The organism is Streptomyces mashuensis (assembly GCF_014654785.1).
GTDB lineage: Bacteria > Actinomycetota > Actinomycetes > Streptomycetales > Streptomycetaceae > Streptomyces > Streptomyces mashuensis.
Genome location: NZ_BNBD01000001.1, coordinates 375,490 through 400,277 on the forward strand (window position 1 = coordinate 375,490; position 24,788 = coordinate 400,277).

At 75.8% G+C, this 24,788-nt stretch carries 21 protein-coding genes; 15 read left to right on the top strand and 6 right to left on the bottom strand.

Translation table 11 applies throughout. From position 1 onward, the window contains the following. Positions 1-19 precede the first annotated feature (19 nt). Both IE305_RS01395 and IE305_RS01400 read left to right on the top strand, forming a co-directional pair. The gene (locus tag IE305_RS01395; protein ID WP_190127484.1) at positions 20-1,561 is read left to right on the top strand and encodes an AlkA N-terminal domain-containing protein; all 1,542 of its coding nucleotides are present in this window, start codon (positions 20-22) and stop codon (positions 1,559-1,561) included. Between the two features lie 25 nt (positions 1,562-1,586). Beyond that, positions 1,587-2,096, top strand: coding sequence for a methylated-DNA--[protein]-cysteine S-methyltransferase (locus IE305_RS01400; RefSeq protein ID WP_190127485.1), 510 nt, complete (start codon positions 1,587-1,589; stop codon positions 2,094-2,096). 21 nt (positions 2,097-2,117) lie between these two features. Here IE305_RS01400 and IE305_RS01405 read toward each other — a convergent pair whose 3' ends face one another. After that, complete coding sequence (locus IE305_RS01405; protein WP_190127486.1) at positions 2,118-2,813, bottom strand: helix-turn-helix domain-containing protein; 696 nt, start codon at positions 2,811-2,813, stop codon at positions 2,118-2,120. A 110-nt stretch (positions 2,814-2,923) separates the two neighbouring features. On the opposite strand from IE305_RS01405, the gene IE305_RS01410 reads away from it, so the two are divergent. Together IE305_RS01410 and IE305_RS01415 are read left to right on the top strand one after the other, a co-directional pair. Next, on the top strand, positions 2,924-4,903 hold the full coding sequence (locus IE305_RS01410) for a protein phosphatase 2C domain-containing protein (RefSeq protein ID WP_190127487.1): 1,980 nt from the start codon (positions 2,924-2,926) through the stop codon (positions 4,901-4,903). A 173-nt stretch (positions 4,904-5,076) separates the two neighbouring features. Beyond that, positions 5,077-5,586, top strand: coding sequence for an ATP-binding protein (locus IE305_RS01415; RefSeq protein ID WP_190127488.1), 510 nt, complete (start codon positions 5,077-5,079; stop codon positions 5,584-5,586). A gap of 53 nt (positions 5,587-5,639) precedes the next feature. Here the strand turns inward: IE305_RS01415 and IE305_RS01420 are convergent, their stop codons facing one another. Beyond that, a complete protein-coding gene (locus IE305_RS01420) occupies positions 5,640-6,719 on the bottom strand; it encodes a DUF2637 domain-containing protein (protein WP_190127489.1) in 1,080 nt (359 codons plus the stop codon). 238 nt (positions 6,720-6,957) lie between these two features. Next, entirely contained in the window at positions 6,958-7,791 is an 834-nt protein-coding gene (locus tag IE305_RS01425) for a (2Fe-2S)-binding protein (protein WP_190127490.1), read from the bottom strand. A gap of 116 nt (positions 7,792-7,907) precedes the next feature. Between IE305_RS01425 and IE305_RS01430 the strand changes: the two genes are divergently transcribed. After that, positions 7,908-8,660: a GntR family transcriptional regulator gene (locus IE305_RS01430; RefSeq protein WP_190127491.1), complete on the top strand. Its 753-nt coding sequence runs from the start codon at positions 7,908-7,910 to the stop codon at positions 8,658-8,660. On the opposite strand, the gene IE305_RS01435 is transcribed toward IE305_RS01430, so the two are convergent. After that, the gene (locus IE305_RS01435) at positions 8,650-9,450 is read right to left on the bottom strand and encodes a hypothetical protein (RefSeq protein WP_190128154.1); all 801 of its coding nucleotides are present in this window, start codon (positions 9,448-9,450) and stop codon (positions 8,650-8,652) included. The genes IE305_RS01430 and IE305_RS01435 overlap by 11 nt on opposite strands. A gap of 242 nt (positions 9,451-9,692) precedes the next feature. Beyond that, the gene (locus IE305_RS01440) at positions 9,693-11,399 is read right to left on the bottom strand and encodes a PucR family transcriptional regulator ligand-binding domain-containing protein (RefSeq protein WP_190127492.1); all 1,707 of its coding nucleotides are present in this window, start codon (positions 11,397-11,399) and stop codon (positions 9,693-9,695) included. 205 nt (positions 11,400-11,604) lie between these two features. On the opposite strand from IE305_RS01440, the gene IE305_RS01445 reads away from it, so the two are divergent. From IE305_RS01445 to IE305_RS01485, 9 genes are all read left to right on the top strand, one after another. Then, on the top strand, positions 11,605-12,495 hold the full coding sequence (locus IE305_RS01445) for an FAD binding domain-containing protein (RefSeq protein WP_190127493.1): 891 nt from the start codon (positions 11,605-11,607) through the stop codon (positions 12,493-12,495). Further along, positions 12,486-12,983, top strand: coding sequence for a (2Fe-2S)-binding protein (locus tag IE305_RS01450; protein WP_190127494.1), 498 nt, complete (start codon positions 12,486-12,488; stop codon positions 12,981-12,983). The genes IE305_RS01445 and IE305_RS01450 overlap by 10 nt, the downstream gene beginning before the upstream one ends. Beyond that, entirely contained in the window at positions 12,980-15,355 is a 2,376-nt protein-coding gene (gene pucD / locus IE305_RS01455) for a xanthine dehydrogenase subunit D (RefSeq protein WP_190127495.1), read from the top strand. The genes IE305_RS01450 and pucD overlap by 4 nt, the downstream gene beginning before the upstream one ends. Before the next feature lie 71 nt (positions 15,356-15,426). After that, positions 15,427-16,875, top strand: a complete 1,449-nt coding sequence (locus tag IE305_RS01460; RefSeq protein WP_190127496.1) for an NCS2 family permease — start codon at positions 15,427-15,429, stop codon at positions 16,873-16,875. A gap of 14 nt (positions 16,876-16,889) precedes the next feature. Further along, on the top strand, positions 16,890-18,077 hold the full coding sequence (locus IE305_RS01465) for an XdhC family protein (RefSeq protein ID WP_190127497.1): 1,188 nt from the start codon (positions 16,890-16,892) through the stop codon (positions 18,075-18,077). A 37-nt stretch (positions 18,078-18,114) separates the two neighbouring features. Then, entirely contained in the window at positions 18,115-20,148 is a 2,034-nt protein-coding gene (locus IE305_RS01470; protein ID WP_190127498.1) for a glycosyltransferase family 2 protein, read from the top strand. Between the two features lie 163 nt (positions 20,149-20,311). Then, the gene (locus IE305_RS01475) at positions 20,312-22,078 is read left to right on the top strand and encodes a trypsin-like serine peptidase (RefSeq protein ID WP_190127499.1); all 1,767 of its coding nucleotides are present in this window, start codon (positions 20,312-20,314) and stop codon (positions 22,076-22,078) included. A 156-nt stretch (positions 22,079-22,234) separates the two neighbouring features. Then, entirely contained in the window at positions 22,235-23,041 is an 807-nt protein-coding gene (locus IE305_RS01480; RefSeq protein ID WP_190127500.1) for an MgtC/SapB family protein, read from the top strand. Positions 23,042-23,166: 125 nt separating this feature from the next. Next, entirely contained in the window at positions 23,167-23,646 is a 480-nt protein-coding gene (locus tag IE305_RS01485) for a DUF5709 domain-containing protein (RefSeq protein WP_190127501.1), read from the top strand. 10 nt (positions 23,647-23,656) lie between these two features. Here the strand turns inward: IE305_RS01485 and IE305_RS01490 are convergent, their stop codons facing one another. Then, positions 23,657-24,214: a L,D-transpeptidase gene (locus tag IE305_RS01490; RefSeq protein WP_190127502.1), complete on the bottom strand. Its 558-nt coding sequence runs from the start codon at positions 24,212-24,214 to the stop codon at positions 23,657-23,659. 135 nt (positions 24,215-24,349) lie between these two features. Here IE305_RS01490 and IE305_RS01495 point away from each other — a divergent pair, with 135 nt between their 5' ends. Beyond that, positions 24,350-24,787, top strand: coding sequence for a protein-tyrosine phosphatase family protein (locus IE305_RS01495; protein ID WP_190127503.1), 438 nt, complete (start codon positions 24,350-24,352; stop codon positions 24,785-24,787). Position 24,788: the final 1 nt, after the last annotated feature.

Here is a 24,788-nt window from a genome sequence, read left to right on the forward strand (position 1 = left end):
GGCGGCGCAGACTGGACACATGACCGCCTCCGCCGCCGACTCCCCTCCCGGCCCCGCCACCGACCTCGACGACGTCCGCTACCAGGCGGTACGCAGCCGCGACGCCCGCTTCGACGGCGCGTTCTTCACCGCCGTGCGGACCACCGGCATCTACTGCCGGCCCAGCTGCCCCGCGGTCACCCCCAAGCGCGCCAACGTCCGCTTCTACCCCTCGGCCGCCGCCGCCCAGCGCGCCGGCTTCCGCGCCTGCCGCCGCTGCCGCCCCGACGCCGCCCCCGGCTCCGCGCAGTGGAACGTCCGCGCCGACCTCACCGGCCGTGCCATGCGGCTGATCGACGACGGCGTCGTCGACCGGGAGGGCGTGGCCGGCCTCGCCGCCCGCCTCGGCTACAGCACCCGCCAGGTGCACCGGCAGCTCACCGAGGAGCTGGGCGCCGGCCCGGTCGCCCTGGCCCGCGCCCGGCGCGCCCACACCGCGCGCATCCTGCTCCAGACCACCGACCTGCCCATCACCGAGGTCGCCTTCGCCGCCGGCTTCGCCAGCGTCCGCCAGTTCAACGACACGATCCGCGCCGTCTACGCCCGCACCCCCGGCGAACTGCGCGCCCACGCCGGCCGCCGCCCGGACGCCGGCGCCGGGACCGGCGCCATCCCGCTGCGCCTCGCCCACCGCGGCGCGTACGCCGCCGCGCAGGTCTTCGGCTTCCTGGAGCGCCGCGCCATCGCCGGCGTCGAGGAGGTGACCGGCGCACCCGGCGCCCGCCTCTACCGCCGCACCCTGCGGCTGCCCTACGGCACCGGTGTCGCCGAGGTCGCCGAGCCGCCCGCCGGCGGCCGCGGGCACGGCGCCTGGCTCGACTGCCGGCTGCACCTCACCGACCCGCGCGACCTGGCCACCGCCGTGCAGCGCGTCCGCCGCCTGTTCGACCTGGACGCCGACCCGTGCGCCGTCGCCGCGCACCTGGGCGCCGACCCCCGGCTGGCGCCGCTGGTCGCGGCGCGCCCCGGGCTGCGGTCGCCCGGCGCCGCCGACGGCGAGGAGCTGGCGGTGCGGGCCGTCCTGGGCCAGCAGGTGACGGTGGCCGCCGCGGCGCGGCTCGGCGCCCGGCTGGTCGCCGCGTACGGCAAGCCGCTGCCCGCGCCCGACGGCGGCCTCACCCACCTCTTCCCCGACCCCGACAGCCTCGCCGGGGCCGACCTCGCCGAGCTCGGCATGCCGGACGCCCGCCGCCGCACCCTGCGCACGCTCGCCACCGCCCTGGCCGACGGCACCGTCGCCCTCGACGCCGGCGCCGACCGGGACGAGGCCGAACGGGCCCTGGTGGCCCTGCCGGGCATCGGCCCGTGGACCGCCGGCTACGTCCGCATGCGCGCCCTGGGCGACCCCGACGTCTTCCTGCCCGGCGACGCCGGCGTCCGGCACGGGCTCACCGCCCTGGGCGGAGCCCTCACCGACGCCGCCGCCTGGCGGCCCTGGCGCTCCTACGCCCTGCACCATCTGTGGCAGCACGCGACGGACACCGCCGCCCCCGCCGCGCGCCGCACCCGCACACCCCGCTGAAGCACGCCTGTTGAAGGATGACCCGATGTTCTGGACCGGACCCTGGACCACGCTCGACAGCCCGCTCGGGCCGCTGCTGCTCACCGGCCTGCCCTCGGCCACCGCGCCCGGCGGTACGGCCCTGGTCTCCCTGACCGTGCCCGGCCAGAAGAAGGCCCCCGTGCCCGCGCCGGACGTGCCCCCGGCGCCCGGGGCGTTCGCCGAGGCGCGGCGGCAGCTGGACGCGTACTTCGCGGGCGACGCGAAGGACTTCGCCCTGGAGTACGCGGCCGGGGGCACCGACTTCCGGCGCGCGGTGTGGGCTGCGCTCGACGCCCTGCCCTACGGCGCCACCGTCACCTACGGCGAGCTGGCCGACCGGGTGGGCGCGCCCCGGGCTGCGGTGCGTGCCGTGGCCGGGGCGATCGGCGCCAACCCGCTGCTGGTGGTGCGGCCCTGCCACCGCGTGATCGGCGCCGACGGCTCGCTCATCGGCTACGCGGGCGGCCTCGACCGCAAGCGGCGGCTGCTCGCCCTGGAGGGCGTCGCGGTCTGAACGAGGCCGGGCGAGGCGGGCTCAGTCCCGTACCGCCCAGCCCTGTTCGGCGGCGTACCAGCCCAGTTGCAGCCGGGTGGTCACACCGGCCAGCTCCATCAGGCGCTTGACGCGCCGCTGCACCGTGCGCAGGCCCACGCCCAGCTGTTTGGCCGCGCTCGCGTCCGTCAGCCCGGCCAGCAGCAGGTCCAGCACCCGCAGGTCGAGGGCGTCGGGCGCGGCCGTCACGGGGAGCGGGGGCACCGGCAGCGGGGGGCGGCCCTCGTGCCACAGGTCCTCGAACAGGTCGACCAGACGGTTCAGCAGCGGGCCGGGCCCGACGAGGAGGGCCGCGCACTCGGTGGTGCCGGACACCAGCGGCAGCAACGCGCCACGGCGGTCGGCGATGACCAGTTCGGCGGGTATCCGGTCGACGACCCGCAGCAGCGCGCCCCCCGGCACGGCGCCGGGCGCGGCCCGTTCGACGACGGTGCGCTGCGGCACGGCACCGGGCGCGGGCGGCGGCGCGGCCCAGGGCCGTTCCGTCAACTCGCCGCTCGCCTCCGTCAACATGGCGCACACTTCGTTGACCGCTCCGAGGCGCAGTCGCGCGAGCTGCCGGGTCACCGCCTCGACCCCCGTGACGACCTCCATCCGGCCCCGGCCGTCGCCCCTTTCCCCAGGCGTTTCGCCGTGCGCCGCCCGTCTTCCGGCTTCCGTCTCCGTCGCTGTGAGCACGCGAGGCCCTCCCCATCCCTGCGTTCGTCGTACCGCTGCGGGACATCATCCCTGGGGTGGTGTTCGCCGTGCACTCTTCCCGTATGCCCCGGAGTATGGACAATAAGGGCATGGATCAGCAGGGGGACCATTACGCCGAACAAGAGGACGCCTGGTGGCGCGAGTTGTACGGCCGCAGTGAACCCGACACCGGAGGCGTCGCCGCGGGCGACAGCCTCGACGAGAGATTCTCCTCCGCCTCGGCGGTGGTGAGTCCGGAGCCACCACGTACCCGGCAGCGGCCCAAACGGCCCCGGCCGCCCACCGAACCGCCGCCACCACCACCTCCGCCACCGCCGGTCGTCAGCGGCCCGGCGGCCACGGCCACCGCGCCCCCGACGGCGCCGCCGGGCCTCTCGCCCGCGCTGTCGGGCGGTGTGCCGCGGCAGACCAAGCGCTGGCCGCGCCCCGCCGGCGACGGCCTGCCCGTGCCCGTCAACCCGCAGCGCCCGGGCGGGACTTCCCCGCCCACGGACGACGCGCCCCCCGCCGAGGACACCGGCCCGCCCCCACGGCAGGAGCGGCAGGAACGGCAGGAGCGGGACGCACGCGAGGACCGGGACGAGCGGGACGAGCGCGAGGGCCGGGACGAGCGGGACGAGCGCGAGGGCCGGGACGAGCGGGACGAGCGCGAGGGCCGGGACGAGCCGTACGACCGGCCGGAGCCGTCGGAGCCGCAGGCCGACGAGCCGTCGGCGGAGGCCCCGCCGCCGCCCGATCCCCGGACGCGCGTCTCGCCCCCGCCGCTGCCCGTCCCGCTCGACGCGGCCGAGGCGTCGGCGCCCCCGCCACCGCCCCGCGCCGCCCGCCCCATGGGGCCGGGCGCCACGGCGGGCAGCCCACCGGACGCCCCCGCGGTGCCCGCGGAGGACCGTTCCGAGGCCCGTCCGGCCGCCGCGGAGGGCGGGCCGGCCGCGCCCGCCGACATCACGGCCGTCATCGACGCCATCGACGCCCTCGAAGCCGTGGACGTCACCGGCACCGGCGGCCCGTGCGACACCACGGACATCTCCGAGGTGCCGCCGCCCACCCCCGTCCACCGGCCCGTGCCCCCGCCGCCCGTGCGGCGGCCCCTGGTGCGGCCCCGCGCCCCGGAGTTCGTCAGGCCCCGGCCGCCCACGTACGAGCCCGAGCCGACGGCCTGGCCGGCCGCCGACCCCGGCACGCTCCAGGACCTCGTCCCCGACACGGTCCTGGACGGCGCCCGCTACGGCACGTTCACCCTGCGGGCCGCGTCCGTGCGCGGCGACTCCGCCCGCTACCGCGGCGAGCCGCGCCGCGACGCCCTGCTCACCGCCCGGTTCGGGAGCGGCGAGGACGCCCTGCTGCTCGTCGCCATGGCCAGCGGTGCCCGCGCGTCCGAGGGGGCGCACCGCGCCGCCCGCGAGGTGTGCGAGTGGATCGCCGGCGCGGTCGGCCGCAGTCACGCCCGGCTCGTGGAGGACCTGCACGCCGGCCGCCGCGACGAGCTCAAGTCGGGGCTGCACCGGCTGACCGACCGCACGTACGGGCGGCTCCGCGTCCGCGCCGGCGACCTGGGCCTGGGGCCCGCCGAGTACGCCGCCGGACTGCGCTGCCTGCTGCTGCCGGCCGACGCCCGGTGCCGCACCCGGGTGTTCTTCGGCGTCGGCGCGGGCGGACTGTTCCGGCTGCGCGAGGGCGCCTGGCAGGACCTCGACCCGGACCCGCCGGCCCCCGGCCGGGCGGCCGAGCCGGCGCACGGCTACGGCGCCGACTCCGGCTCCGTCGACCGGATCACCGTGGACCTGGGCATCCCCACGCCCGGCACCACCCCGGTGGTCGACCCGGACGAGGTCCCCGGCGAGCCCTTCCGCTTCCGCGCCTCGGTCGCCCACCCCGGCGACACGCTGCTGCTGTGCACGACCGGCCTGGCCGACCCGCTGCGGGGCGAGCCGGAGCTGGGCGTGCGGCTGGCGGAGCGCTGGACGCGGCCCGAACCGCCGGGCCTGGCCGAGTTCCTGGCCGACGTCCAGCTGCGCGTCAAGGGGTACGCGGACGACCGTACCGCCTGCGCGGTCCGGGAGGGGTGACCCGCCGCCGGCCACTGTCCCCGCCCCCGCGTCCCCGCCCCTTTCCGGTCGTGTTTCCCCGCGTGACGGCATGTTGAGCGCTCAACAGGCGTCGCCGTCCTGTGCCCGGGGCATGCATGTGCCGTGAGCGTGTTCGATGCCGGGGCGCCGGGGAGGGGTGGGGGCGGCGAGGGATGAGACGGCGGACTGCACACTGGGCGGGCACGGACGAGGACGAGAAGGACGCGGGGCCTTCCGAGCCGTACTGGGAAAGACGGCTCCGGCCCAAGGACCTGGCGGCGGTCGCCGAAGTCCGCGCGGGGCTCCGGGAGCTGCTCGCCCGGTGGGGCGCCCCGGGCCGGGCGCGCACCGCGGAGCTGCTGGCGAGCGAGCTGGTCACCAATGCCCTGGTGCACACCGACGGGGCCGCCGTGGTCTCCGCGCGGCTCACCGGGGGCGCCGCCGCCCCGGCCAAGGGCCGGTTACGGGTGGAGGTACGGGACTTCCTCTCCCGGCACCCCACGCTCCGTCCCGTCCCGGCCGCCGGCTGCGACAGCGGGCCCGGCCCCGCCGACGAGGCGCGGATCGCCGCGACCTCCGGCCGCGGCCTGGTGCTCGTGCACGCCCTCGCCGACGTGTGGGGCGTCCGTACGCACGCCGTCGGCAAGTCCGTCTGGTTCGAGCTGGACGCACAGGAGCCCTGAACCGGACGCACGCGACGCAGCCGTCGCGCGGTCCCGTCCAGGGCTCGTGGGCGTCAGCCGAACTGGCGCTCGATCTGGGCGAGTTTGGCCTCCAGCGAGTCGAGCCGCGGGATGGCCTGGGTGTCGTCCTCGGCGGTGAGGTCGATCGGGTCCGGGCCGCCCGCCGTGCCGCCCACCGCCTGGAGCGGGCGGGACCGCACCGGAAGCTGTCCCGGTTCGGCTATGGAGGGCTCCGGCCCGGACTGCGCGCCGATCTGGGCCGGCTGGGCGGCCGGCGGCACGGCGGCCGGCGAGGCCGCGGTCACCTCGACCTGACGGCCCCGGCGCACCCGCCCCCAGCTGCGGCTCTGCCGGTTGTAGGCCTTGATCCGGGCCCGCTCCAGCTTGCCCGCCTCGCGCCGGGTGCGGCGGTGCTGCGCCCGGGCCCGCTTGTCCTCGCGGACCTCCTCGACGGCCTCGTCCAGCGTCCGCACGCCCTCCAGCAGCATCAGCGACCAGGCGCCGAAGGTCTCGCGCGGCGCCCGCAGCCAGCGCACTATCCGGATCTGCGGCAGCGGGCGGGGCACCAGGCCCTGCTCGCGCAGCGCGGCCCGGCGGGTCTGCTTGAGCGCCCGGTCGAAGAGCACGGCCGCCGACAGCGACATGCCGGCGAAGAACTGCGGCGCGCCCGCGTGGTCCAGGCCCCGCGGTGCGTGCACCCAGTTGAACCACGCCGCCGCGCCCGCGAACGTCCACACCAGGATCCGGGAGCCGAGCGCCGCGTCGCCGTGGCTGGCCTCGCGCACCGCCAGGACCGAGCAGAACATCGCGGCGCCGTCCAGGCCGAACGGCACCAGGTACTCCCAGCCGCCGACCAGCCCCAGGTTCTGCCGGCCGAAGCCGACGAGGCCGTGGAAGGACAGCGCCGCCGCGACCGCCGCGCAGCAGAAGAGAAGGGCGTACGAGGCCACGCCGTAGACGGCTTCCTTCCGGCGTCTGCGCTCCTCGTTGCGTTCCCAGGAGTCCGTGCCGGCCGCCGTGTCCTCCGGGCCGGTCCGCCGGCCTCGCGCGTACACCGTCACCGCCACCACTGCCCCGACGAGCGCCACGGCCCCGGGGAGCGCCCAGTCCAGCGGTATGTCGGTCACTCTCATTTCGCGTCCCTTGCATGCGTACGGCGTTTCGCGCGTCATCCTCGCGGAATCGCGCCGGGCGCCAAGGGCTTTCACGGTAACTCCCGCGAATGGACGGCAAGGATATACGGAGAGTGGCCAGGAAATACGAACGGGCTTGCGTGGCAAGGGAGTTGTGTTCGGGTGAATGCAGCCGATCGAGTGGCGTCCCGGCCGGAAACCGGCGGCTACGGGTGTACGGCCCGATCGGGTGGCCGGATCAGTCGACGGCCACCGCGGACAGCCGCCGCACCCGCTCCCCGTCGCCGGTGCGCGGACACGTCAGACAGGTTTCCCGCGGGCGCACGGTGTAGAAGAAGCAGCAGCCCGCACGGTCCCGCGTGGCCAGCGGCACGCCGCCCGGCCCGCGCAGCTCGCGGAAGGCGGCGCCGCCCACGTACGGCGGCGTACCGCCCGGCAGCAGCAGTTCCAGCTCGCGGCGGGCGCGTTCCTCCTCGCCCAGCAGCCGGCCCACCCGCCACAGCCCCTCGGTGACCTCGTCGGTGGCCATGCCCCACAGGGCGCGCGGCCCGCGCCGGGTGCGCGGCCGGAACGCCTCCAGCACCGGCCCGAGGTGGGCGGCCACCGCCGCCCGCACCTCGCGGCGCAGCGCCTCCTCGTCCGGCACCGGCCGGGCGCCCGGCAGCCCGGCCGCGTCGTCGCCGGGCAGGCAGGCGAAGCCGGCGGCCCGCGCCGTGAACCGGCCGCTCGCCCGGTGCAGCGAGACGGCGTCCACCGGCAGGTACGGCACGCGCCGGTGCAGGAACCACGGCACGGTCAGCAGCAGGCAGACGTGCCAGGCGTAGCGGTGCAGGCCCAGGCTCGCCACGACGTCCGGGCGCGGGCGCAGGCCGTAGTCCCGTTCGGCCTGCGCGGCGTCGCGGGCGAGGAACGTGTCGAGGGCGGTGCCGCCGGCGGCCAGTGCGGCGGACGTCACCCAGCCGGGGCCGGTGCGCGGCGGGCCGCACAGCACGGTGAGGGCGGGCAGGGCCTCGGTCAGGCGGGCGTGGGCGGCGGTGAAGGGGCACGGGCAGGGGGCGGGGGCTGCGGGCATGCGGGACCACCGGAGTGCCGGGCGCTGATTGGTTAGGCTCACCTTACCCAGCTGGGCCGGGGTTTGAACGGCGGGACGCGGCGCCTATCGTTCCGTTGGACACCAGGAGGACCCCCATGGAGCAGGGCAGACCCCGCCCCTCGGTGCCACGGCCCGCGGCGGCCGGCCCGCCGGCGCCCGCGGCGGCGCGTGGCGAGCACACCCACGACGAGAGCGAATACCTCTACGACCGCTACGACCAGGCCCACGACCGGCGGCCCCGGCCCGTCCGCATGCCGCAGCGCCACTCGGTGCGCGGCCAGGTGCTGGACGCCCTGCGGCGGGCGCTGGCCGACGGCGAGCTCGCGCCCGGCGAGGTCTACTCCGGCCCGGCGCTGGGGGAGCGCTTCGGGGTCTCGGCCACGCCCGTGCGCGAGGCCATGCAGCAGCTCGCCCTGGAGGGCGCGGTCGAGGTGGTGCCCAACCGCGGCTTCCGCGTCGCCGCCCGCGACCCGCGCGAGCCGGCCGAGCTCGCCGAGGTGCGCACCCTGCTGGAGGTGCCGGCGCTGCGCCGCGCCGCGGCCGCCGTGCCGCCGGCCCACTGGCACGGGCTGCGCCCGCCGGCCGAGGCGGCGAGTGCCGCCGCGGCCGCGGGCGACCGCGCCGCCTACCTGGAGGCGGACCTCGCCCTGCACGGCGCGCTCCTCGCCCCGGCGGGCAACCGCAGCCTCGTCAGGGTGGCGGCCGACCTGCACCGCCGCGCGCAGTGGCGGGCCCCGCACGCCTGCCTGCGCACGGACGCCCGCGACCACACGCTCCTGCTGGACGCCCTGACCCGCGGCGACGTGGAGGCGGCCGTCTCCCTGTGGGAGCGGCACCTCAGGCGGTAGCCCGGAGCCGCTCCGCCAGCCAGGCCGGCACCCCGCCCAGCAGCCGTACGAGCCGCAGCGCCTCCGCCCGTAGCCGCGCCGCCTCCGCCACGTCCGGCAGCACCGCCGCCAGGGACGCCAGGGCCGGGGCGATGCCCACCAGGTAGCCGAGCTCCTCGCGGATGCGCAGCGACTCCGCGAACCCGTGCCGGGCCTCCGTCAGGCGCCCGTCGTGCTCGGCGACGGCGGCCATGTGCCGCCAGGTGAACGACAGCAGCAGCCGGTGGCCGTGCGCCGCCGCCCCGGCATGCGCGCGCTGGAACGCCGCCGTGGCGTCCGAGGGGTTCTCCGACAGGTGCTGGGCGATCAGCCCGCGCCGGAAGTCGAGCAGCGGCCGGGTCGGCGACTGGGGCGCGAGCAGCGCCGCGGCCCGTCCCAGCGCGGAACGGGCCTCGTCGGCCCGGTCCCGTACGCCCAGCAGGGTGGCCGCGTACGCCAGGTGGCCGCGCTCGCAGGCGGCGGCGCCGCGCTCCTCGTCGGCGGTGGCCAGCGCCTCGGCCTCGCGCAGGGCGCCCTCGGCGGCGCTCCAGCCCTCGCCGGTGAACACGCACCGCTCGGTCAGCACCGCCGTGCGCCGCAGGGCGGCCGCCGCGTCCTGCGCGGCCCGCGGGGCGAGGAGGGCGGCGGCGTCCTCCCAGCAGGCCCGCGACCGCAGCCGCCACACCGCCCGTCCGAGGGGGTCGTCGTCCTCCCCCAGCGATCCGCCCCCGCCCCCGGGCTCCTCCGGCCCCGGCAACCCCGTTTCCCGCATGGCGGTGTCCGCCACAGTCCCCTCCCCAAGCGCGCCGTCGAGCTGGAAGCGTGCATCGATCTCAGCACGGACAGGCGGGTGCGGCCAAGGGGCCGGTGTGAACCAATTCACATGCCCGGTCACACGCCCCGCCGGGGCGTCGCGCGCGCCCGTGCGGCAGCACCCGCGGTCTCCTGCGGTAGGCGGAAGGCTACAACGAGTCGCGCCCGGATGATCCCCTCGCGAAGAGAGTTGACGGAGTGTCAGCTCATGCGCAGGGCGAGGAAGAAGTCGAGCTTGTCCTCCAGCCGGGACAGGTCGCGGCCGGTCAGCTGCTCGATCCGGCCGACCCGGTAGCGCAGGGTGTTGACGTGCAGATGGAGCCGCGTGGCGCAGCGCGTCCAGGAGCCGTCGCAGTCGAGGAACGCCTCCAGCGTCGGGATGAGCTCGGCGCGGTGCCGGCGGTCGTAGTCCCGCAGCGGGTCCAGCAGGCGCGCGGTGAAGGCGCGCCGGACGTCGTCGGGCACGAACGGCAGCAGCAGGACGTGCGAGGCGAGCTCCTGGTGCCCGGCGGCGCAGACCCGGCCGGGCCGGGCGGCCGCCACGCGCCGGGCGTGCCGGGCCTCCTCCAGCGCACCGCGCAGCCCCTCGGCCGAGTGCACGGCCGCGCTGACGCCGAACGTGAGACGGCCGTCGTCGGCCAGGCCCCGGCCCAGCGGTTCGCGGACCGTCGCGAGCAGGCCGTCGGCGTCCAGGCCGGCCGCACCGGCCGCCGCGCCCACCGCCGCCGCGGCGTCCTCCGCACCCCCGGCCGCCACGGCCGGCAGCGGCACCAGCGCCACCGCCTCATCACCCGTATGGGCGACGGCGATGCGGTCGGACGGCTCGGCGCCGGCCGCGTCCGGGTCGACCAGCACCTCCTCCAGCAGCGCCTGGGCGACCGGGCCGCCGGGGATGTCGCCGTCCTCCCACTCGACGCGGGCGACGACCACCTGCCAGTGCGGCGCGGTGCCCAGGCCCGGCAGCAGCACCGGGGCGGCCACCCGCAGCCGGGCGGCGATCTCGGCGGGCGCGGCACCGGCCTGCACCAGCTCCAGCACCTCCTGCGCGAGCCGGCGCCGCACCGTGCGCGCCGCGTCCCGGCGGTCCCGCTCCACGGCGATGAGCTGGGTGACCCCGTGCAGCAGGTCCAGCCGCTCCTCCGGCCAGTCCCCGGCGTCGGCCTCCACGGCCAGCAGCCAGTCCGACAGCACCGTCTCGCGCACGTCCCGCCCGGCCGCCGCACGGCTGCTGCCGTGCACCGGGAACAGGGAGTACGTCGTCCCGCCCGCCGTCACGCGGTGCGGGCCGCGCCGCCCGCCGCGGGCGGCGGCCAGGTGCTCGCCGGCCAGGGCGGCGGCGACACCGGCCGGCAGGTCCGGGCCGGCCCCCGCCAGCGACGAGCCGGCGATGCGGCGGCCGGTGGGGGAGAGCACCCAGGCCCGCAGGTCCAGGTCGGAACCGAGCAGGTCGAGGACGACCTCCGGGCCACCACCGGCCGGCCCGCCCGTCATCAGCCGGCGGTGCCGGTCGACGACCGCGGCCAGGTCACCGGCGCGCTCGCTGGACACCTGCCGCACCACGTGCTCGGTGATGGAGGCGAAGGACACCGTCTCGTCCACCGAGAACAGCGGCAGCCGGTGCCGCGCGCACGCCTCGATCAGGTCGTCCGGCGTCGAGGCGATCTCCGCCTCGCCCGCCGCCAGCCCCGCCACCCCGGCGGACGTCAGGATGCGCACGAACCGCTCCGAGTCCTCCGGCTCGCGCCGCCACGCCAGGCCCGTGAGCACCAGCTCGCCGCCGGACAGATAGCGGCTGGGGTCGCGCAGGTCGGTGGTCATGACGCCGCGCACGGTGCGGTCGAGCTCGTCCTCTCCGCCCAGCAGCCGAAGGCCCAGCGCCTCGGTCTCCAGCAGTGCGCGCAGCCGCATCGTGGTCGCCGCCGATCTTTCTCGTGTTGCCAGTGGGATGCCGTGGGAATGCAGCAGGGTTTCCGCATCCCGTCTTTCGTTCGAATCTACAAGACGACTGCCGTGGCCAGCCAACCGCTTCATGGTTTCGGTGACTCACCGGCCCGGCCCCGGCCTCGCTGTACTGGCGGGAACAGCCCCCACCGAGCCCCGAGAGGGGACTCCCATGGACTTCCTGCGACCCGCCGGCTGGCCCGAGGCCCTGGCCGCCAAGGCCCGCCACCCCGCGGCCGTCCCCCTCGCCGGCGGCACCGACGTCATGGTCGAGATCAACTTCGACCACCGGCGGCCCGAGCACCTCCTCGACCTCGGCCGCGTCGCCGAGCTGCACACCTGGGAGACCGACGGCGACCACGTACGGCTCGGCGCCGCCGTCCCGTACGCCCACGTCATCGACCGCCTCGCCGCGCCCCTGCCCGGCCTGGCCCTGGCCGCCCGCACCGTCGGCTCCCCCCAGATCCGCAACCGCGGCAGCGTCGGCGGCAACCTCGGCGCCGCCTCGCCCGCCGGCGACAGCCACCCGGCGCTGCTGGCCGCGGGCGCCGACGTCGAGGCGGCCTCCGTGCGCGGCACCCGGCTCATCCCTGTCGAGGAGTTCTACACCGGCGTCAAACGCAACGCCCTCGCCCCCGACGAGCTCATCCGCGCCGTCCGCATCCGCCGCGCCACCGGCCCCCAGCAGTTCGCCAAGGTCGGCACCCGCAACGCCATGGTCATCGCCGTCTGCTCCTTCGCCCTCGCCCTCCACCCCCACGACCGCACCGTCCGCACCGGCGTCGGCTCGGCCGCACCCACCCCCGTCCGCGCCCGCACCGCCGAGGACTTCCTGACCGCCGCGCTCGCCCAGGACGGCCTCTGGGAGACCGCCCGGCCCCTGCCGCCCTCCGTCGTCCGCGAGTTCGGGCAGCTCGCCGCCGGCGCCTGCCGGCCCATCGACGACGTGCGCGGCACCGCCGCCTACCGCCGGCACGCCGTCGCCGTCCTCGCCCGCCGCACCCTCGGCTGGGCCTGGGACGCCTACCGGGCCGGCGAGGGGAGGGAGGCGCTGTGCGCGTGAACCTCACCGTCAACGGCCGCGCCCTGCACGCCGACGACGTCTGGGAGGGCGAGAGCCTGCTGTACCTGCTGCGCGAACGACTCGGCCTGCCCGGCTCCAAGAACGCCTGCGAACAGGGCGAATGCGGCTCCTGCACCGTCCGCCTCGACGGCGTCCCCGTCTGCGCCTGCCTGGTGGCCGCCGGACAGGCCGAGGGCCGCGACGTCGTCACCGTCGAGGGCCTGGCCGGCCGCGCCGGACTGCCCGAGGGCGCCCTCACCCCCGTCCAGCAGGCGTTCGCCGACGCCGGCGCCGTGCAGTGCGGCTTCTGCACCCCCGGCCTGATCGTCGCCGCCGACGACCTGCTGCGCCGCGACCCCGACCCCTCCGACGCCGACATCCGCGAGGCCCTCGCGGGCAACCTCTGCCGCTGCACCGGCTACGAGAAGATCCTCGACGCCGTCCGCCTCGCCGCGGCCCGCACCGGACCGGGGGAGGACCGGCCATGACGAACGACCACCGCCTCCGCACCGGGGGCCGCACCCGCGGCGGCGTCGGCGAGTCCGCGCCACGCCCCGACGGCACCCTCAAGGTCACCGGCGAGTTCGCCTACGCCTCCGACCTCTGGCACGAGGACATGCTCTGGGGCCACACCCTGCGCAGCCCGCACGCCCACGCCCGCATCCGCGCCCTCGACACCACGGAGGCCCTCGCCACGCCCGGCGTGCACGCCGTCATGACGTACGCCGACCTGCCCGCCGCCACCCACTACGGCCTGGAGATCGAGGACACGCCCGTCCTCGCCGACGGCGTCGTCCGCTGCCACGGCGAACCCGTCGCCCTCGTCGCCGCCGACCACCCCGAGACCGCTCGCCGCGCCGCCGCCCGCATCCGCGTCGCGTACGAGGAACTGCCCCTCGTCACCGACGAGGCCACCGCCACCGCCCCCGGCGCCCCCGTCCTCCACCCCGGCCGCACGGACGCCCACGCCGCGCACGTCCCGCACCCCAACGTCGTCCACCGCCAGCCCGTCGTCCGCGGCGACGTCACCGCCGCCCGCGCCCGCGCCGACGTCGTCGTCACCGGCGACTACGAGGTCGGCATGCAGGACCAGGCGTTCCTCGGCCCCGAGTCGGGCCTCGCCGTCCCCGCCGCCGACGGCGGCGTCGACCTCTACGTCGCCACCCAGTGGCTCCACGCCGACCTGCGCCAGATCGCCCCCGTCCTCGGCCTCCCCGAGGACAAGATCCGCATGACCCTCTCCGGCGTCGGCGGCGCCTTCGGCGGCCGCGAGGACCTGTCCATGCAGGCCCACGCCTGCCTGCTGGCGCTGCGCACCGGCCGCCCCGTGAAGATGGTCTACAACCGCTTCGAGTCCTTCTTCGGCCACGTCCACCGCCACCCCGCCCGCCTCCACTACGAGCACGGCGCCACCCGCGACGGCGACCTGCTCTTCGTCACCGCCCGCATCGTCCTCGACGGCGGCGCCTACGCCTCCTCCTCCCCGGCCGTCGTCGGCAACGCCGCCTCCCTGGCCGTCGGCCCGTACGAGGTGGACAACGTCGACGTCGAGGCGCTCGCCCTCTACACCAACAACCCGCCCTGCGGCGCCATGCGCGGCTTCGGCGCCGTCCAGGCGTGCTTCGCCTACGAGGCACAGATGGACAAGCTCGCCGACGCCCTCGGCACCGACCCCGTCGAACTGCGCCGCCGCAACGCCATGTCCCAGGGGTCCGTCATGCCCACCGGGCAGGTCGTGGACGCCCCCGCACCCGTGGCCGAACTGCTGCGCCGCGTCAAGGCGTTGCCCATGCCGCCCGAGCGGCAGTGGGAGACCGCCGGCGGTGCCTGCGACCTGCGCGCCCTGCCCGGCGGGCTGTCCAACACCACGCACGGCGAGGACGTCGTGCGGGGCGTCGGCTACGCGGTCGGCATCAAGAACGTCGGCTTCTCCGAGGGGTTCGACGACTACTCCACCGCCCGGGTGCGGCTGACGGCCGCCGGCGGGGAGCCCGTCGTCACCGTGCACACCGCGATGGCCGAGGTGGGCCAGGGCGGCATCACCGTCCACACCCAGATCGCCCGCACCGAGCTCGGCGTGGAACGCGTCGTCCTGCACCCGGCCGACACCCGCGTCGGCTCGGCCGGCTCCACCTCGGCCTCCCGGCAGACGTACGTCACCGGGGGCGCCGTCAAGGCCGCCTGCGAGGCCGTGCGGGAGAAGGCGCTGGCCCGCGGCCGGGCCCGGTTCGGCGCCGCCCACCCCGCGTGGGCCACCGCCGGACTCCGCCTGGAGGACGGCAAGGTGGTCACCGACGGCGGCGAGGTCCTGGCCCTCCTGGCCGACCTCCTGGAGGACGACGAACCGGTGGAGGCCGAGGTCGAGTGGCGGCACCGCCCCACCGAACCGTTCGACCTGCGCACCGGGCAGGGCTTCGGGCACGTCCAGTACTCCTTCGCCGCCCACCGCGCGGTCGTCGAGGTCGACACCGCGCTGGGGCTGGTCAAGGTGGTCGAGCTGGCCTGCGCCCAGGACGTCGGCAAGGCCCTCAACCCGCTCGCCGTCACCGGCCAGATCCAGGGCGGCACCGCCCAGGGCCTGGGCCTCGCCGTCATGGAGGAGATCGTCGTCGACCCGGCCACCGCCCGCGTCCGCAACCCCTCCTTCACCGACTACCTCATCCCCACCGTCCTCGACACCCCGGCCATCCCCGTCGACGTGCTCGAACTCGCCGACGAACACGCCCCCTACGGGCTGCGCGGCGCCGGAGAGGCCCCCACCCTCTCCTCCACGCCCGCCATCGTGGCCGCGATCCGCCGGGCCTCCGGCCTGGCCCTGCACCGCGTCCCCGTCCGGCCCGAACACCTGACGGGGACCTGAGACCGGCCGTCCCCCCCACCGCCGGATCCCCTGGAACGCCGGATCCCCTGGCTCCGTTGGAGCAACCACCCATGACCCAGGCACCCGTACGGCACCGGGCGCCGGACGGCGGCACACAGCCGTCCGCCGGCCGGTCCTGGCCCGACCGCTACTTCCACCTCACGGCCCGCGGCTCCACCTACGCCCGCGAAGTACGCGGCGGCATCACCACGTTCATGGCGATGAGCTACATCCTGCTGCTCAACCCGCTGATCCTGTCCGGCGCCGACGCCCGCGGCCACACCCTCGCCCGCACCGGCGTCATCACCGCCACCGCCCTGGCCGCCTGCGCGAGCACCCTCCTCATGGGCCTCGTCGGCCGCGTCCCGCTGGCCCTCGCCGCCGGGCTCGGCGTGTCCGGGGTCCTCTCCACGCAGGTGGTGCCCCGGATGACATGGCCGCAGGCGATGGGCCTGTGCGTCGTCTACGGGGCCGTCATCGTGCTGCTGGTGCTCACCGGGCTGCGCGAGCGCGTCATGAACGCCATCCCGCTCGCCCTCAAGCACGCCATCACCATCGGCATCGGCATGTTCATCGCCCTCATCGGCCTGGTCAAGGCCGGTTTCGTGCACGCCTCACGGGGCGGCGGCCCGCTCACCCTGGGCCCGGCGGGCGAACTGGCCGGCTGGCCGGTGCTGCTCTTCTGCGTCACCCTGCTGCTGATCTTCATGCTCCAGGCGCGGAACGTGCCCGGCGCCATCCTCATCGGCATCGTCGCCGGCACCCTGCTGGCCGTCGCGGTCGACGCCACCGTGGGCACCTCCCCGCGCAGCTGGCAGAACGGGCGGCCGGGGCTGGGCGGCGCCGCCGTGTCGATGCCGGACTTCTCGCTGCTGGGACAGGTCGGGTTCGGCGGCTGGGGCACGGTGGGGGCGGTCACCGTCGGCATGACCGTCTTCACCCTCGTCCTGGCCGGCTTCTTCGACGCCATGGCCACGGTCATCGGCGTCGGCACCGAGGCCGGGCTCACCGACGAGCACGGCCGGATGCCCGGCCTGAGCCGCGCCCTGCTCGTCGACGGCGCCGGCGGCGCCATCGGCGGCGTGACCGGCGCCTCGGGCCAGACCGTCTTCGTCGAGTCCGCCACCGGGGTGGGGGAGGGCGCCCGCACCGGGCTGTCCTCCGTGGTGACGGGGCTGCTCTTCGCCGCCTGCCTCTTCCTCAGCCCCCTCACCCGCGTCGTGCCCGCCGAGATCGCGGCCGCCGCGCTGGTGGTCATCGGCGCCATGATGACCAGCCACGCCCGGCACGTCGACTGGGGCGACCGGGCCGTCGCCGTACCCGCGTTCCTCACGGTGGTGCTGATGCCGTTCACGTACTCCATCACGGCGGGCGTGGGCGCCGGCGTCATCGCGTACTGCGCGATCCGCGCGGCCCAGGGGCGGTGGCGGGAACCGGGCGCGTTCATGTGGGTGCTGACGGCGGTCTTCGCCGGCTATTTCGCGCTGCACCCGATCGAGGGCTGGCTGGGCGTGGGCTGAGGAGGTGGACGACCATGCTGGACATCGCCGGGGAGCTGCTCGGCTGGTGCGCGGAAGGCCGCGACTTCGCGGTCGCGACGGTCGTGGCCGTGACGGGGAGCGCGCCGCGCGGCCCCGGCGCGGCCCTGGCCGTGGACGCCACCGGCACCGCGGTCGGCTCGGTGTCGGGGGGCTGCGTGGAGGCGGCGGTCTACGACCTGTGCCGGCAGGCCCTGGAAACAGGCGAACCCCTGCGGGAACGCTACGCCTCCTCCGACGAGGACCCCTTCGCGGTCGGCCTGACCTGCGGCGGGGGCATCGACGTCCTGGTGGTGCCGGTACGGGCGGACGCGCGGTGCCGCCCGGTGCTGGCGGAGGCCCTCGCGGCCGCGGCGCGGGGCGAGCCGGTGGCGCTGGTCCGCGCGGTACCGGGCGAGGGCGACGGCGGTGCCCTGCCGGTCCGGGACGGCGGTGCCCTGCTCGTCCGGCCCGACGGCAGCACGACCGGCACCCTCGGCGGCCCGGCGGCGCTCGACCGCACGGCGGCCGCCGAGGCGGCGGCCCTCCTGACGGTGGGCCGGACGGCGCTGGTGGAAGCGGGGGAGGGACTGCTGGTGGAGTGCAGCACCCCCCCACCCCGCATGATCATCTTCGGAGCGGTGGACTTCGCGGCGGCCCTCGCCCACGTCGGCCGCTTCCTCGGCCACCACGTCACCGTCTGCGACGCCCGCCCGGTGTTCGCCACGCCCGCCCGCTTCCCCGACGCGCACGAGGTCGTCGTCGACTGGCCGCACCGCTACCTCGACGCACAGGCCGCCGGACTGGACGGCAGGACCGTCCTCTGCGTCCTCACCCACGACCCGAAGTTCGACGTCCCGCTGCTGGAACGGGCCCTGCGCCTACCGGTCGCCTACGTAGGCGCCATGGGCTCCCGCCGCACCCACCACGACCGCCTCACCCGCCTCCGCACCGCGGGCCTCACCGACCGCGAACTGTCCCGCCTGCATTCCCCCATCGGCCTCGACCTGGGCGCCCGCACCCCGGAGGAAACAGCCCTCTCCATAGCAGCCGAAATCACCGCCACCCGCCACAAGGCCACGGGCCGCCCCCTCAGCACTCTGAACAGCCCCATCCACCGCGACGCACCCCCACCTCGCGGCTTGCCGTTCCGTCTCACCCCACCGTCTCGGGCGAACGACGGTTCGACGGCTCCGATAGGCTGAAGGGTCGTATGAGCTGCGGGATCGGAGTGCTTCGTCAATGTCTGGGCCTGATGTCACCGTCATCATCGCCGCGTACAACGCCATGCCACTCGTGACCCGCAGTGTCACCTCCGTCCTGAACCAGACCCTGGGGGCGGACCGGATCGAGCTGATCGTGGTCGACGACGGTTCCACGGACGGGACCGCGGAGGAGCTCGACCGTCTGGCGGAGCGGGCTCCGGCGATGCGGGTGATCCACCAGCCCAACTCCGGTGGGCCGGCGGGGCCCCGCAACGTCGGGCTCGACCAGGCCGGCGGACGTTATGTCTACTTCCTGGACGCCGACGACCACATCGGCCCCGAGGCGCTCGAGCGCATGATCAAGGCGGCCGACGAGAACGGGTCGGACGTCGTTCTCGGGCGGATCGTGGGGGAGGGGGGCCGCCGGGCGCCCCAGTCGATGTTCCGGCGCAACCAGCCGCGGACGGATGTGTTCTCCTCCAGGGTCTACTGGACCCTCAACCCCATGAAGCTGTTCCGCCGGGAGCTGATCGACCGGCTGCGGCTCCGTTTCGACACCACGCTGTCGATCGGTGAGGACCAGCCCTTCGTCGCCACCGCCTACCTGGAGGCGGCTGCGATCTCCGTCGTCGCCGACTACGACTGCCTCTACTGGGTCGCGCGTGACGACGGCACCAACATCACGGCGCAGGAACACGGTGCGCGGATGCGGACGGACCTCTTCCGTACGATGGCCGGGCTCATCGCCGAGCGCGTGCCCGCCGGGCCTGACCGTGATGTGCTCATGCACCGGCACTTCGCCGTCGAGCTGCGCGACGCCGTCCTCCAGCTGAGCAGGGAGCCGCAGCGCGACGTGCAGGAGACGCTGCTGCACGAGCTGGCCGATCTGGTCACGACGCACTGGTCGGAGGGCCTGGCCGCACGACTGCCCGCGGTGGTGCGCCTTCGGTGCCACCTGATCCGCCACAAGCTCCTCGACGAACTCCTCACGCTGGTGCGCTGGGAGCTCGACCGGGGCGCCGCCAGCTACGGCATCACGACCCTTGCCGCCAAGGCCGCCACCGGCCCGGACGTCCGCGTCGAGGGCGGTCGCGCCTACGCGCTCTTCCCCTACTTCCGTGACTCGACACTCGACATCCCTGACGACTGCTACGACATCACGGCCGAACTCCCGGTGCACCACCATGTCGACTCGGCCGAGCTCGGCGCCGGTGGCCTGCGCCTCGCCGGCCACGCCTGCATCGACCGAATATCCACGCGCGACGTGACCACCGAGCTGGTCCTCCGCAAGCGCGGAACGGACCTGGAGCGGCGGCTGGAGGTCCGGCACACGCCCACCCCGGCCCTGAAGCCGGCCACGGACGGCGGGCCCTACGTCTACGACATGGCCGGATACGAAGTGACGGTCGGCTTCGCCTCATTGACGCCCGGCCTCTGGGACATCTCCCTCGCCGTCGGTGCTCAGGGCATCGAGAAGCGGGTACGCCTCGGCAGCAAGCGGGCCGAGGCGGTGACCACGGCCACGACGGCCCTCGTCACGGACGAGGGGAAGGCCGTCGCCCTCTACACCACCAAGCCCTACGGCAACCTCACCCTCGACGTGGGAGAGACCCAGCACCGCGTGCCGCCCCGCCTGAAGATCACTGGTGTGTCGTGGTCGCCCGACCGGCCCGGCACCCTCGTTGTGAAGGGCCGTTGCACGCTCAAGAGCCGGCCGGCCGGCGCACTGATGCTGCGCGGCAAGGAGGCCGGTGGCGCGGAACAGGCGCTCACGGTCGAGGCCCCGCTTGCCGGCGGATCCTTCACGGCCCTCGTGCCCTGTACGACAGCCGGTGAATGGGAATGGGACCTCCGTCTCGCCGTGACCGGCAAGGAATGGTCGGTCCCCATACCGGTGCAGCCCTCGTTGAAGCCCGCTCGCTGGCAGCGGCTCGGTATGCCCTGGTACGCGAAGCCGCTGGGCGGGCGTGACGTGTTCACCCTGCGGGTCGGGCGGGTCGCGCTCGTGAAGGCGGCGCTGAGCCGGGTCCGCAAGATGGCGGGGGCCGCGGGCGGAGGCGGGCGCGGCTGAGCGCAGGGGCCGCCACCCGGGGTGTCGGTGGGGTGTGCCACGATGCGACGCGATTCAGCCATCTGTTGTTTCCTCAGTCAGCAGCACACGAACGAGAGTCGTCTTGACACCTTCCCCCACCCGAAGATCCTCCTGGCTGCGCGCCGTTGCCGTCACGCTGGCCGTGGCCGCCTGCGGCGGCACCGGCACGGCCGGGGTCGCCGCCGCCGACCCCGGGCCCCGGGGTGCGGCCGCGCAGGCCGCCGCGCAGTACTGGACCGCCGAGCGGATGGCCGCGGCCAAGCCCGTCGAGGCCGCCCACACCGCCGCGCCCGCCCAGGCGCCGCGGTCCGCGCTGCGGGCGTCCGGGGTGCGGACCGCCGCGCCCGCCGGCACGCCGCAGGGCTCGTACGGCGACGGACTGCCGATGGTCGGCACCTTCTTCAGCAGCGCCGGGCCCACCGGCGCCACGTACTGCACCGCCAGCGTCGTGCAGAGCCCCGGGCACGACCTGGTGCTGACCGCCGGGCACTGCGCCAAGTCCCTGGCCGGCGGCGGGCAGCGCATTTTCGTACCGCAGTACGTCAAGGGCAGGGACGCCGCCGGCCAGCCGTACGGCGTGTTCCCCGTCGACCAGGTCTTCACCGACCCGCGCTACACCAGGAACAGCAAGGGCCCCGACTCCGACCTGGACTTCGGCTTCGCCCGCCTGTCCCCCAACGCCCGCGGCGAGAACGCCGAGGACGTCACCGGCGCCCTGCGCCTCACGCCCACCCCGCGCTGGTCCAGCACCGTCACCGTCGTCGGCTACCCGGCCAGCAACAACCCCGGGCAGCGCGCCCTGTCGTGCACCGTGCCGACGTACCGGCTCACCGGCTTCCGCCAGATGGCCATGACCTGCGGCGGCTACTACGGCGGCGTCTCCGGCGGCCCCTGGATCACCAACTACGACGCCCGCACCCGCACCGGCGACGTCATCGGCACCATCGGCGGCTTCTACGGCGGCGGCAACACCAACAACGACGACTGGATCAGCTACTCCCCGGTCTACGACGGCCAGGCCCGCGCCCTCTACGACGACGCCGTGGCCGGCCGCACGCCCCAGCGGCCCACCCCGTACCAGCCGCCGTCCGACCGGGCCCGGCTGGCCGGCGCCGCCTCCACCTGGACCCACGCCAACCACCTCGTGGCCGGCGACTACGACGGCGACGGCCGCGACGACCTGCTCACGGTCTGGAGCGACGGCGAGGTCTCCTTCTACCCCGGCGACGGCGACGGCGGCTTCGGCACCGAGCGCCAGTTCGCGCCCGCGAACAGCTTCTGGAAGCTGGCGCGGGCCGTGACCGCCGGCGACTTCAGCGGCTCCTCGCTGCCCGACCTCCTGGTCCGCTGGGACAACGGCAAGCTCAGCTACTACGAGGACGTCCGCCCCACGGGCACCGGCACCGAGTACACGCTCGCCGCCGGCGGCTCGTCGTGGAAGTACGCCACCCAGATCACCGCCGGCCGCTACGACTCCGCGGACGCGGCGCGCGACATCGTCGTCCGCTGGGTGGACGGCAGCCTCACCACGTTCCCCGGCGTGAACCCCACGGGCATGGGCAGCGAGCGGCGGCTCGCCGAGGCCGGCTCCTTCTGGAAGAACGCCGTCGCCGTCACGAGCATGCAGCCGGCCGGCAGCGACCACTCGGCCCTGGCCGTCCGCTGGACCGACGGCTCGCTCGGCAGCTACACCCTCTCCGGCACGAGCATGCGCGGCACCCGGCTGCAGGCCCCGAACACCCTCTGGGCCCCCGCCGTGATGACGGCCGGCCGCTTCGCCTCCGGCGACGGCGGCAGCACGGCCGACGACCTGCTGGTGCGCTGGTCGAACGGCGAGACCTCGCTGTACGACGGCACCCGCGGCGACACGCTCGGCACCTGGACCACCCTGGTCCAGCCGCCGGCCTGACGGCCTGACGGTCGGGGAGGGGCGGGTGCCGCGAGCCGGCACCCGCCCCTCCCGGTTTCCCGGGACTCGTGTGGCAAGCTGGTTCGCAGTCCGTTCGTACGAGCGAGAGCGAGACCAGCGAGACCAGCGGGACGAGGAGGAGGGCGGAGCACGCACATGGCCCAGCTCGTCGAGATCAACGAGTGGCACCTGGCGACCAACATCGGAGCGGGACTCGGCTTCGGCGCGGTCATCGGACTGGAACGCCAATGGCGCGCCCGCATGGCCGGGCTGCGCACCAACGCCCTGGTCGCCGCCGGGTCCGCCCTCTTCGTACTGCTCTCGACGTACGGCTTCTCCTCCGCGACCAGCACCACCGGCTACGACGGCTCCCGCGTCGCCGCCCAGATCGTCTCCGGCATCGGCTTCCTCGGCGCGGGCGTCATCATGCGCGACGGGCTGAGCGTGCGCGGCCTGAACACGGCCGCCACCCTGTGGTGTTCGGCCGCCGTGGGCGCGCTCGCCGGTACGGGCCTGTACGTGCTGGCGGGCCTGGGCACCGCCGGCGTGGTCGGCGCCAACACGCTGCTGCGCCCGCTGGCCCGCAGCCTGGACCGGGAACCGCGGGGCGGGGCCGAGGTCAGCACCGACTACCACTTCGAGGTGGTGTGCGCCGAGGCGGAGGAGGCACACGTAAGGACACTCGTCGTGCAGTCCGTGGCGCGCCCCGGTTTCCTGCTGCGCTCGGTGCACAGCCGGGACGCCGAGGCGGCCGGGAAGGTGGTGGTGTCCGCGGAGCTGACGACCGAGCGACGCGACGCCGGCCTCCTGGAGGAGGCGGTCAGCCGGCTCTCCCTGGAACCCGGCGTCTCGGCGGTCAGCTGGACGGCGCTGCACGGCCCGGACGACGACGATGACGACGACGGCAACGGCGGCCGGCGCGCACGGGGCCGGCGGGTACGGAACTTCTTCACCGGCCGGTGAGGGCGGCCCGCCGGCCCGCCCGCCGCGACGCGAACCGGCGCTCTTGCCTGCTTTGCCCCACTCGGTGAGGTTTCATGTTTCCCTGGGCAGGATGCCCGGCGGCACGTGAGGAAGGAAGGCACAGGATGTCCGATGACGCGATGGGCGACGAGGTCTACCAGCCGGTCGGCGGCCCCGACGCGCAGGACAACCCGGAGCTCGACCTGGAGAACGCGCTGGGCGAGGACGCTCTCGACGAGGTGCTGGACCGGGGCTGGTCGCCGCCGGAGCGCCCGCTGGCGGTCGACCACACCGGCACCACGGCCCGCGAGCAGCACGACGGCGAGACCCTCGACCAGCGCCTCGCCGAGGAGGTCCCCGACGTGACCGCCCCGGACGGCGACGGCATCGGCGACCTGCCCGGCGGCAACGGCGAACCCGTGGACGAGGAGACGGGCGACGCCCGCGCGGGCCGCCTGGTCGCCTCCGACGACTGGATGCCGCACCGCCGCAACTCGGTCGCCGCCCGCGACGTCGGCATCGACGGCGCCGGGGCCTCCGCCGAGGAGGCCGCGATGCACGTCATCCCGGAGGAACCACCGGTGGAACCCCTGGAAGAGGAGTGACCGCCGGCGCTCAGCCCACGACGTCCAGGGTGGTGGGCCAGCCCGTGCGGGACGCGGTGGTGAAGAGGTCCTTGATGTCCTGGGGGCGGAGTTTGACGCAGCCCTCGGAGCGGTAGTCGGACGGGCCGTCCCAGCGCTGGGGCTCGGTGGTGCCCTGGGTGCCGTCCGGCTTCATCTCGCTGTGCACGAACAGCTCGGTGCGCTTGGTGCCCGTGCCGTCGGGGCGGCAGCGCTTGTCGTCGATTCGGAGGACGTAGCCGAAGATCCTGCCGCGCGGGTTGTGGGCGTTGTAGTCCGTGGCGTGGAACCGCACCCGGTACGTGCCGTCGGGCAGCCAGCCGCGGCTGCTCGCACAGGCGTCCTGGGTCGTGCCGGAGCCGGCCCGGTAGCTCTTCAGGACCTGCCCGGTGCGCCGGTCGACCAACAGGAGACGCGAGTCGGTCTGGTCCGCGTGGTTCTTCTCGAAGCGCAGCTGGGTGCCTCCGGCCGCCGGCTCCGCGGCCCGCGCGCCGGGCCCCACGACCGCCGCCAGCGCCGCGACGCACCCCAGGACTGCTGCGTTCCGCACGTGTCTGCCTCTGAACGTCACTGCATTCCCCCCTCGGACGAGCGGACGCCTCGGTCCGCAGCCCGATCCTGGCGGCCGCGGCCCGTGCGCGGCAAGGGGGTTGATCGGCCGAAGACGCCTCCCCAGGATGGGGGGATGTCCGTCCCCGAACCATGGCCCGTCACCGCGCCGGGCGTCGTGCGCCTGCCTTCCGGCCGTCTGGTGCGCGGCCGTGCCCTGCGCCGCCCGCTGCCGCCGGGCCCGCCGCCCACGTACGCCGTCCACCTGCTGGGCCGCCGCCCGCCCGGTACGCCGTGGGAGGCGGACTGGCTGCGCTGGCCGGACTTCCGGCTGCCGGCCGACCCGGCCCGGGCGCGGGCCGTGCTCGGCGAGGCGTGGGCCCGGGCCGCGACGGGCCGCGTCGAGGTGGCGTGCGGCGGCGGCCGCGGCCGTACGGGTACGGCGCTGGCCTGCCTCGCCGTGCTGGACGGCGTCCCGCCCGGCGAGGCGGTCGCCTGGGTGCGCCGCCACTACCATCCGCGGGCCGTGGAGACGCCCTGGCAGAAGCGTTACGTCCGGCGCTTCGGCGGCTGAC

Coding starts and splice junctions, on each gene's coding strand:
- IE305_RS01395 (WP_190127484.1), top strand. CDS start 20: ATGACCGCCTCCGCCGCCGACTCCCCTCCCGGCCCCGCCACCGACCTC.
- IE305_RS01400 (WP_190127485.1), top strand. CDS start 1,587: ATGTTCTGGACCGGACCCTGGACCACGCTCGACAGCCCGCTCGGGCCG.
- IE305_RS01410 (WP_190127487.1), top strand. CDS start 2,924: ATGGATCAGCAGGGGGACCATTACGCCGAACAAGAGGACGCCTGGTGG.
- IE305_RS01415 (WP_190127488.1), top strand. CDS start 5,077: ATGAGACGGCGGACTGCACACTGGGCGGGCACGGACGAGGACGAGAAG.
- IE305_RS01420 (WP_190127489.1), bottom strand. CDS start 6,719: ATGAGAGTGACCGACATACCGCTGGACTGGGCGCTCCCCGGGGCCGTG.
- IE305_RS01425 (WP_190127490.1), bottom strand. CDS start 7,791: ATGCCCGCAGCCCCCGCCCCCTGCCCGTGCCCCTTCACCGCCGCCCAC.
- IE305_RS01430 (WP_190127491.1), top strand. CDS start 7,908: ATGGAGCAGGGCAGACCCCGCCCCTCGGTGCCACGGCCCGCGGCGGCC.
- IE305_RS01435 (WP_190128154.1), bottom strand. CDS start 9,450: ATGCGGGAAACGGGGTTGCCGGGGCCGGAGGAGCCCGGGGGCGGGGGC.
- IE305_RS01440 (WP_190127492.1), bottom strand. CDS start 11,399: ATGCGGCTGCGCGCACTGCTGGAGACCGAGGCGCTGGGCCTTCGGCTG.
- IE305_RS01445 (WP_190127493.1), top strand. CDS start 11,605: ATGGACTTCCTGCGACCCGCCGGCTGGCCCGAGGCCCTGGCCGCCAAG.
- pucD (WP_190127495.1), top strand. CDS start 12,980: ATGACGAACGACCACCGCCTCCGCACCGGGGGCCGCACCCGCGGCGGC.
- IE305_RS01460 (WP_190127496.1), top strand. CDS start 15,427: ATGACCCAGGCACCCGTACGGCACCGGGCGCCGGACGGCGGCACACAG.
- IE305_RS01465 (WP_190127497.1), top strand. CDS start 16,890: ATGCTGGACATCGCCGGGGAGCTGCTCGGCTGGTGCGCGGAAGGCCGC.
- IE305_RS01470 (WP_190127498.1), top strand. CDS start 18,115: ATGTCTGGGCCTGATGTCACCGTCATCATCGCCGCGTACAACGCCATG.
- IE305_RS01480 (WP_190127500.1), top strand. CDS start 22,235: ATGGCCCAGCTCGTCGAGATCAACGAGTGGCACCTGGCGACCAACATC.
- IE305_RS01485 (WP_190127501.1), top strand. CDS start 23,167: ATGTCCGATGACGCGATGGGCGACGAGGTCTACCAGCCGGTCGGCGGC.
- IE305_RS01495 (WP_190127503.1), top strand. CDS start 24,350: ATGTCCGTCCCCGAACCATGGCCCGTCACCGCGCCGGGCGTCGTGCGC.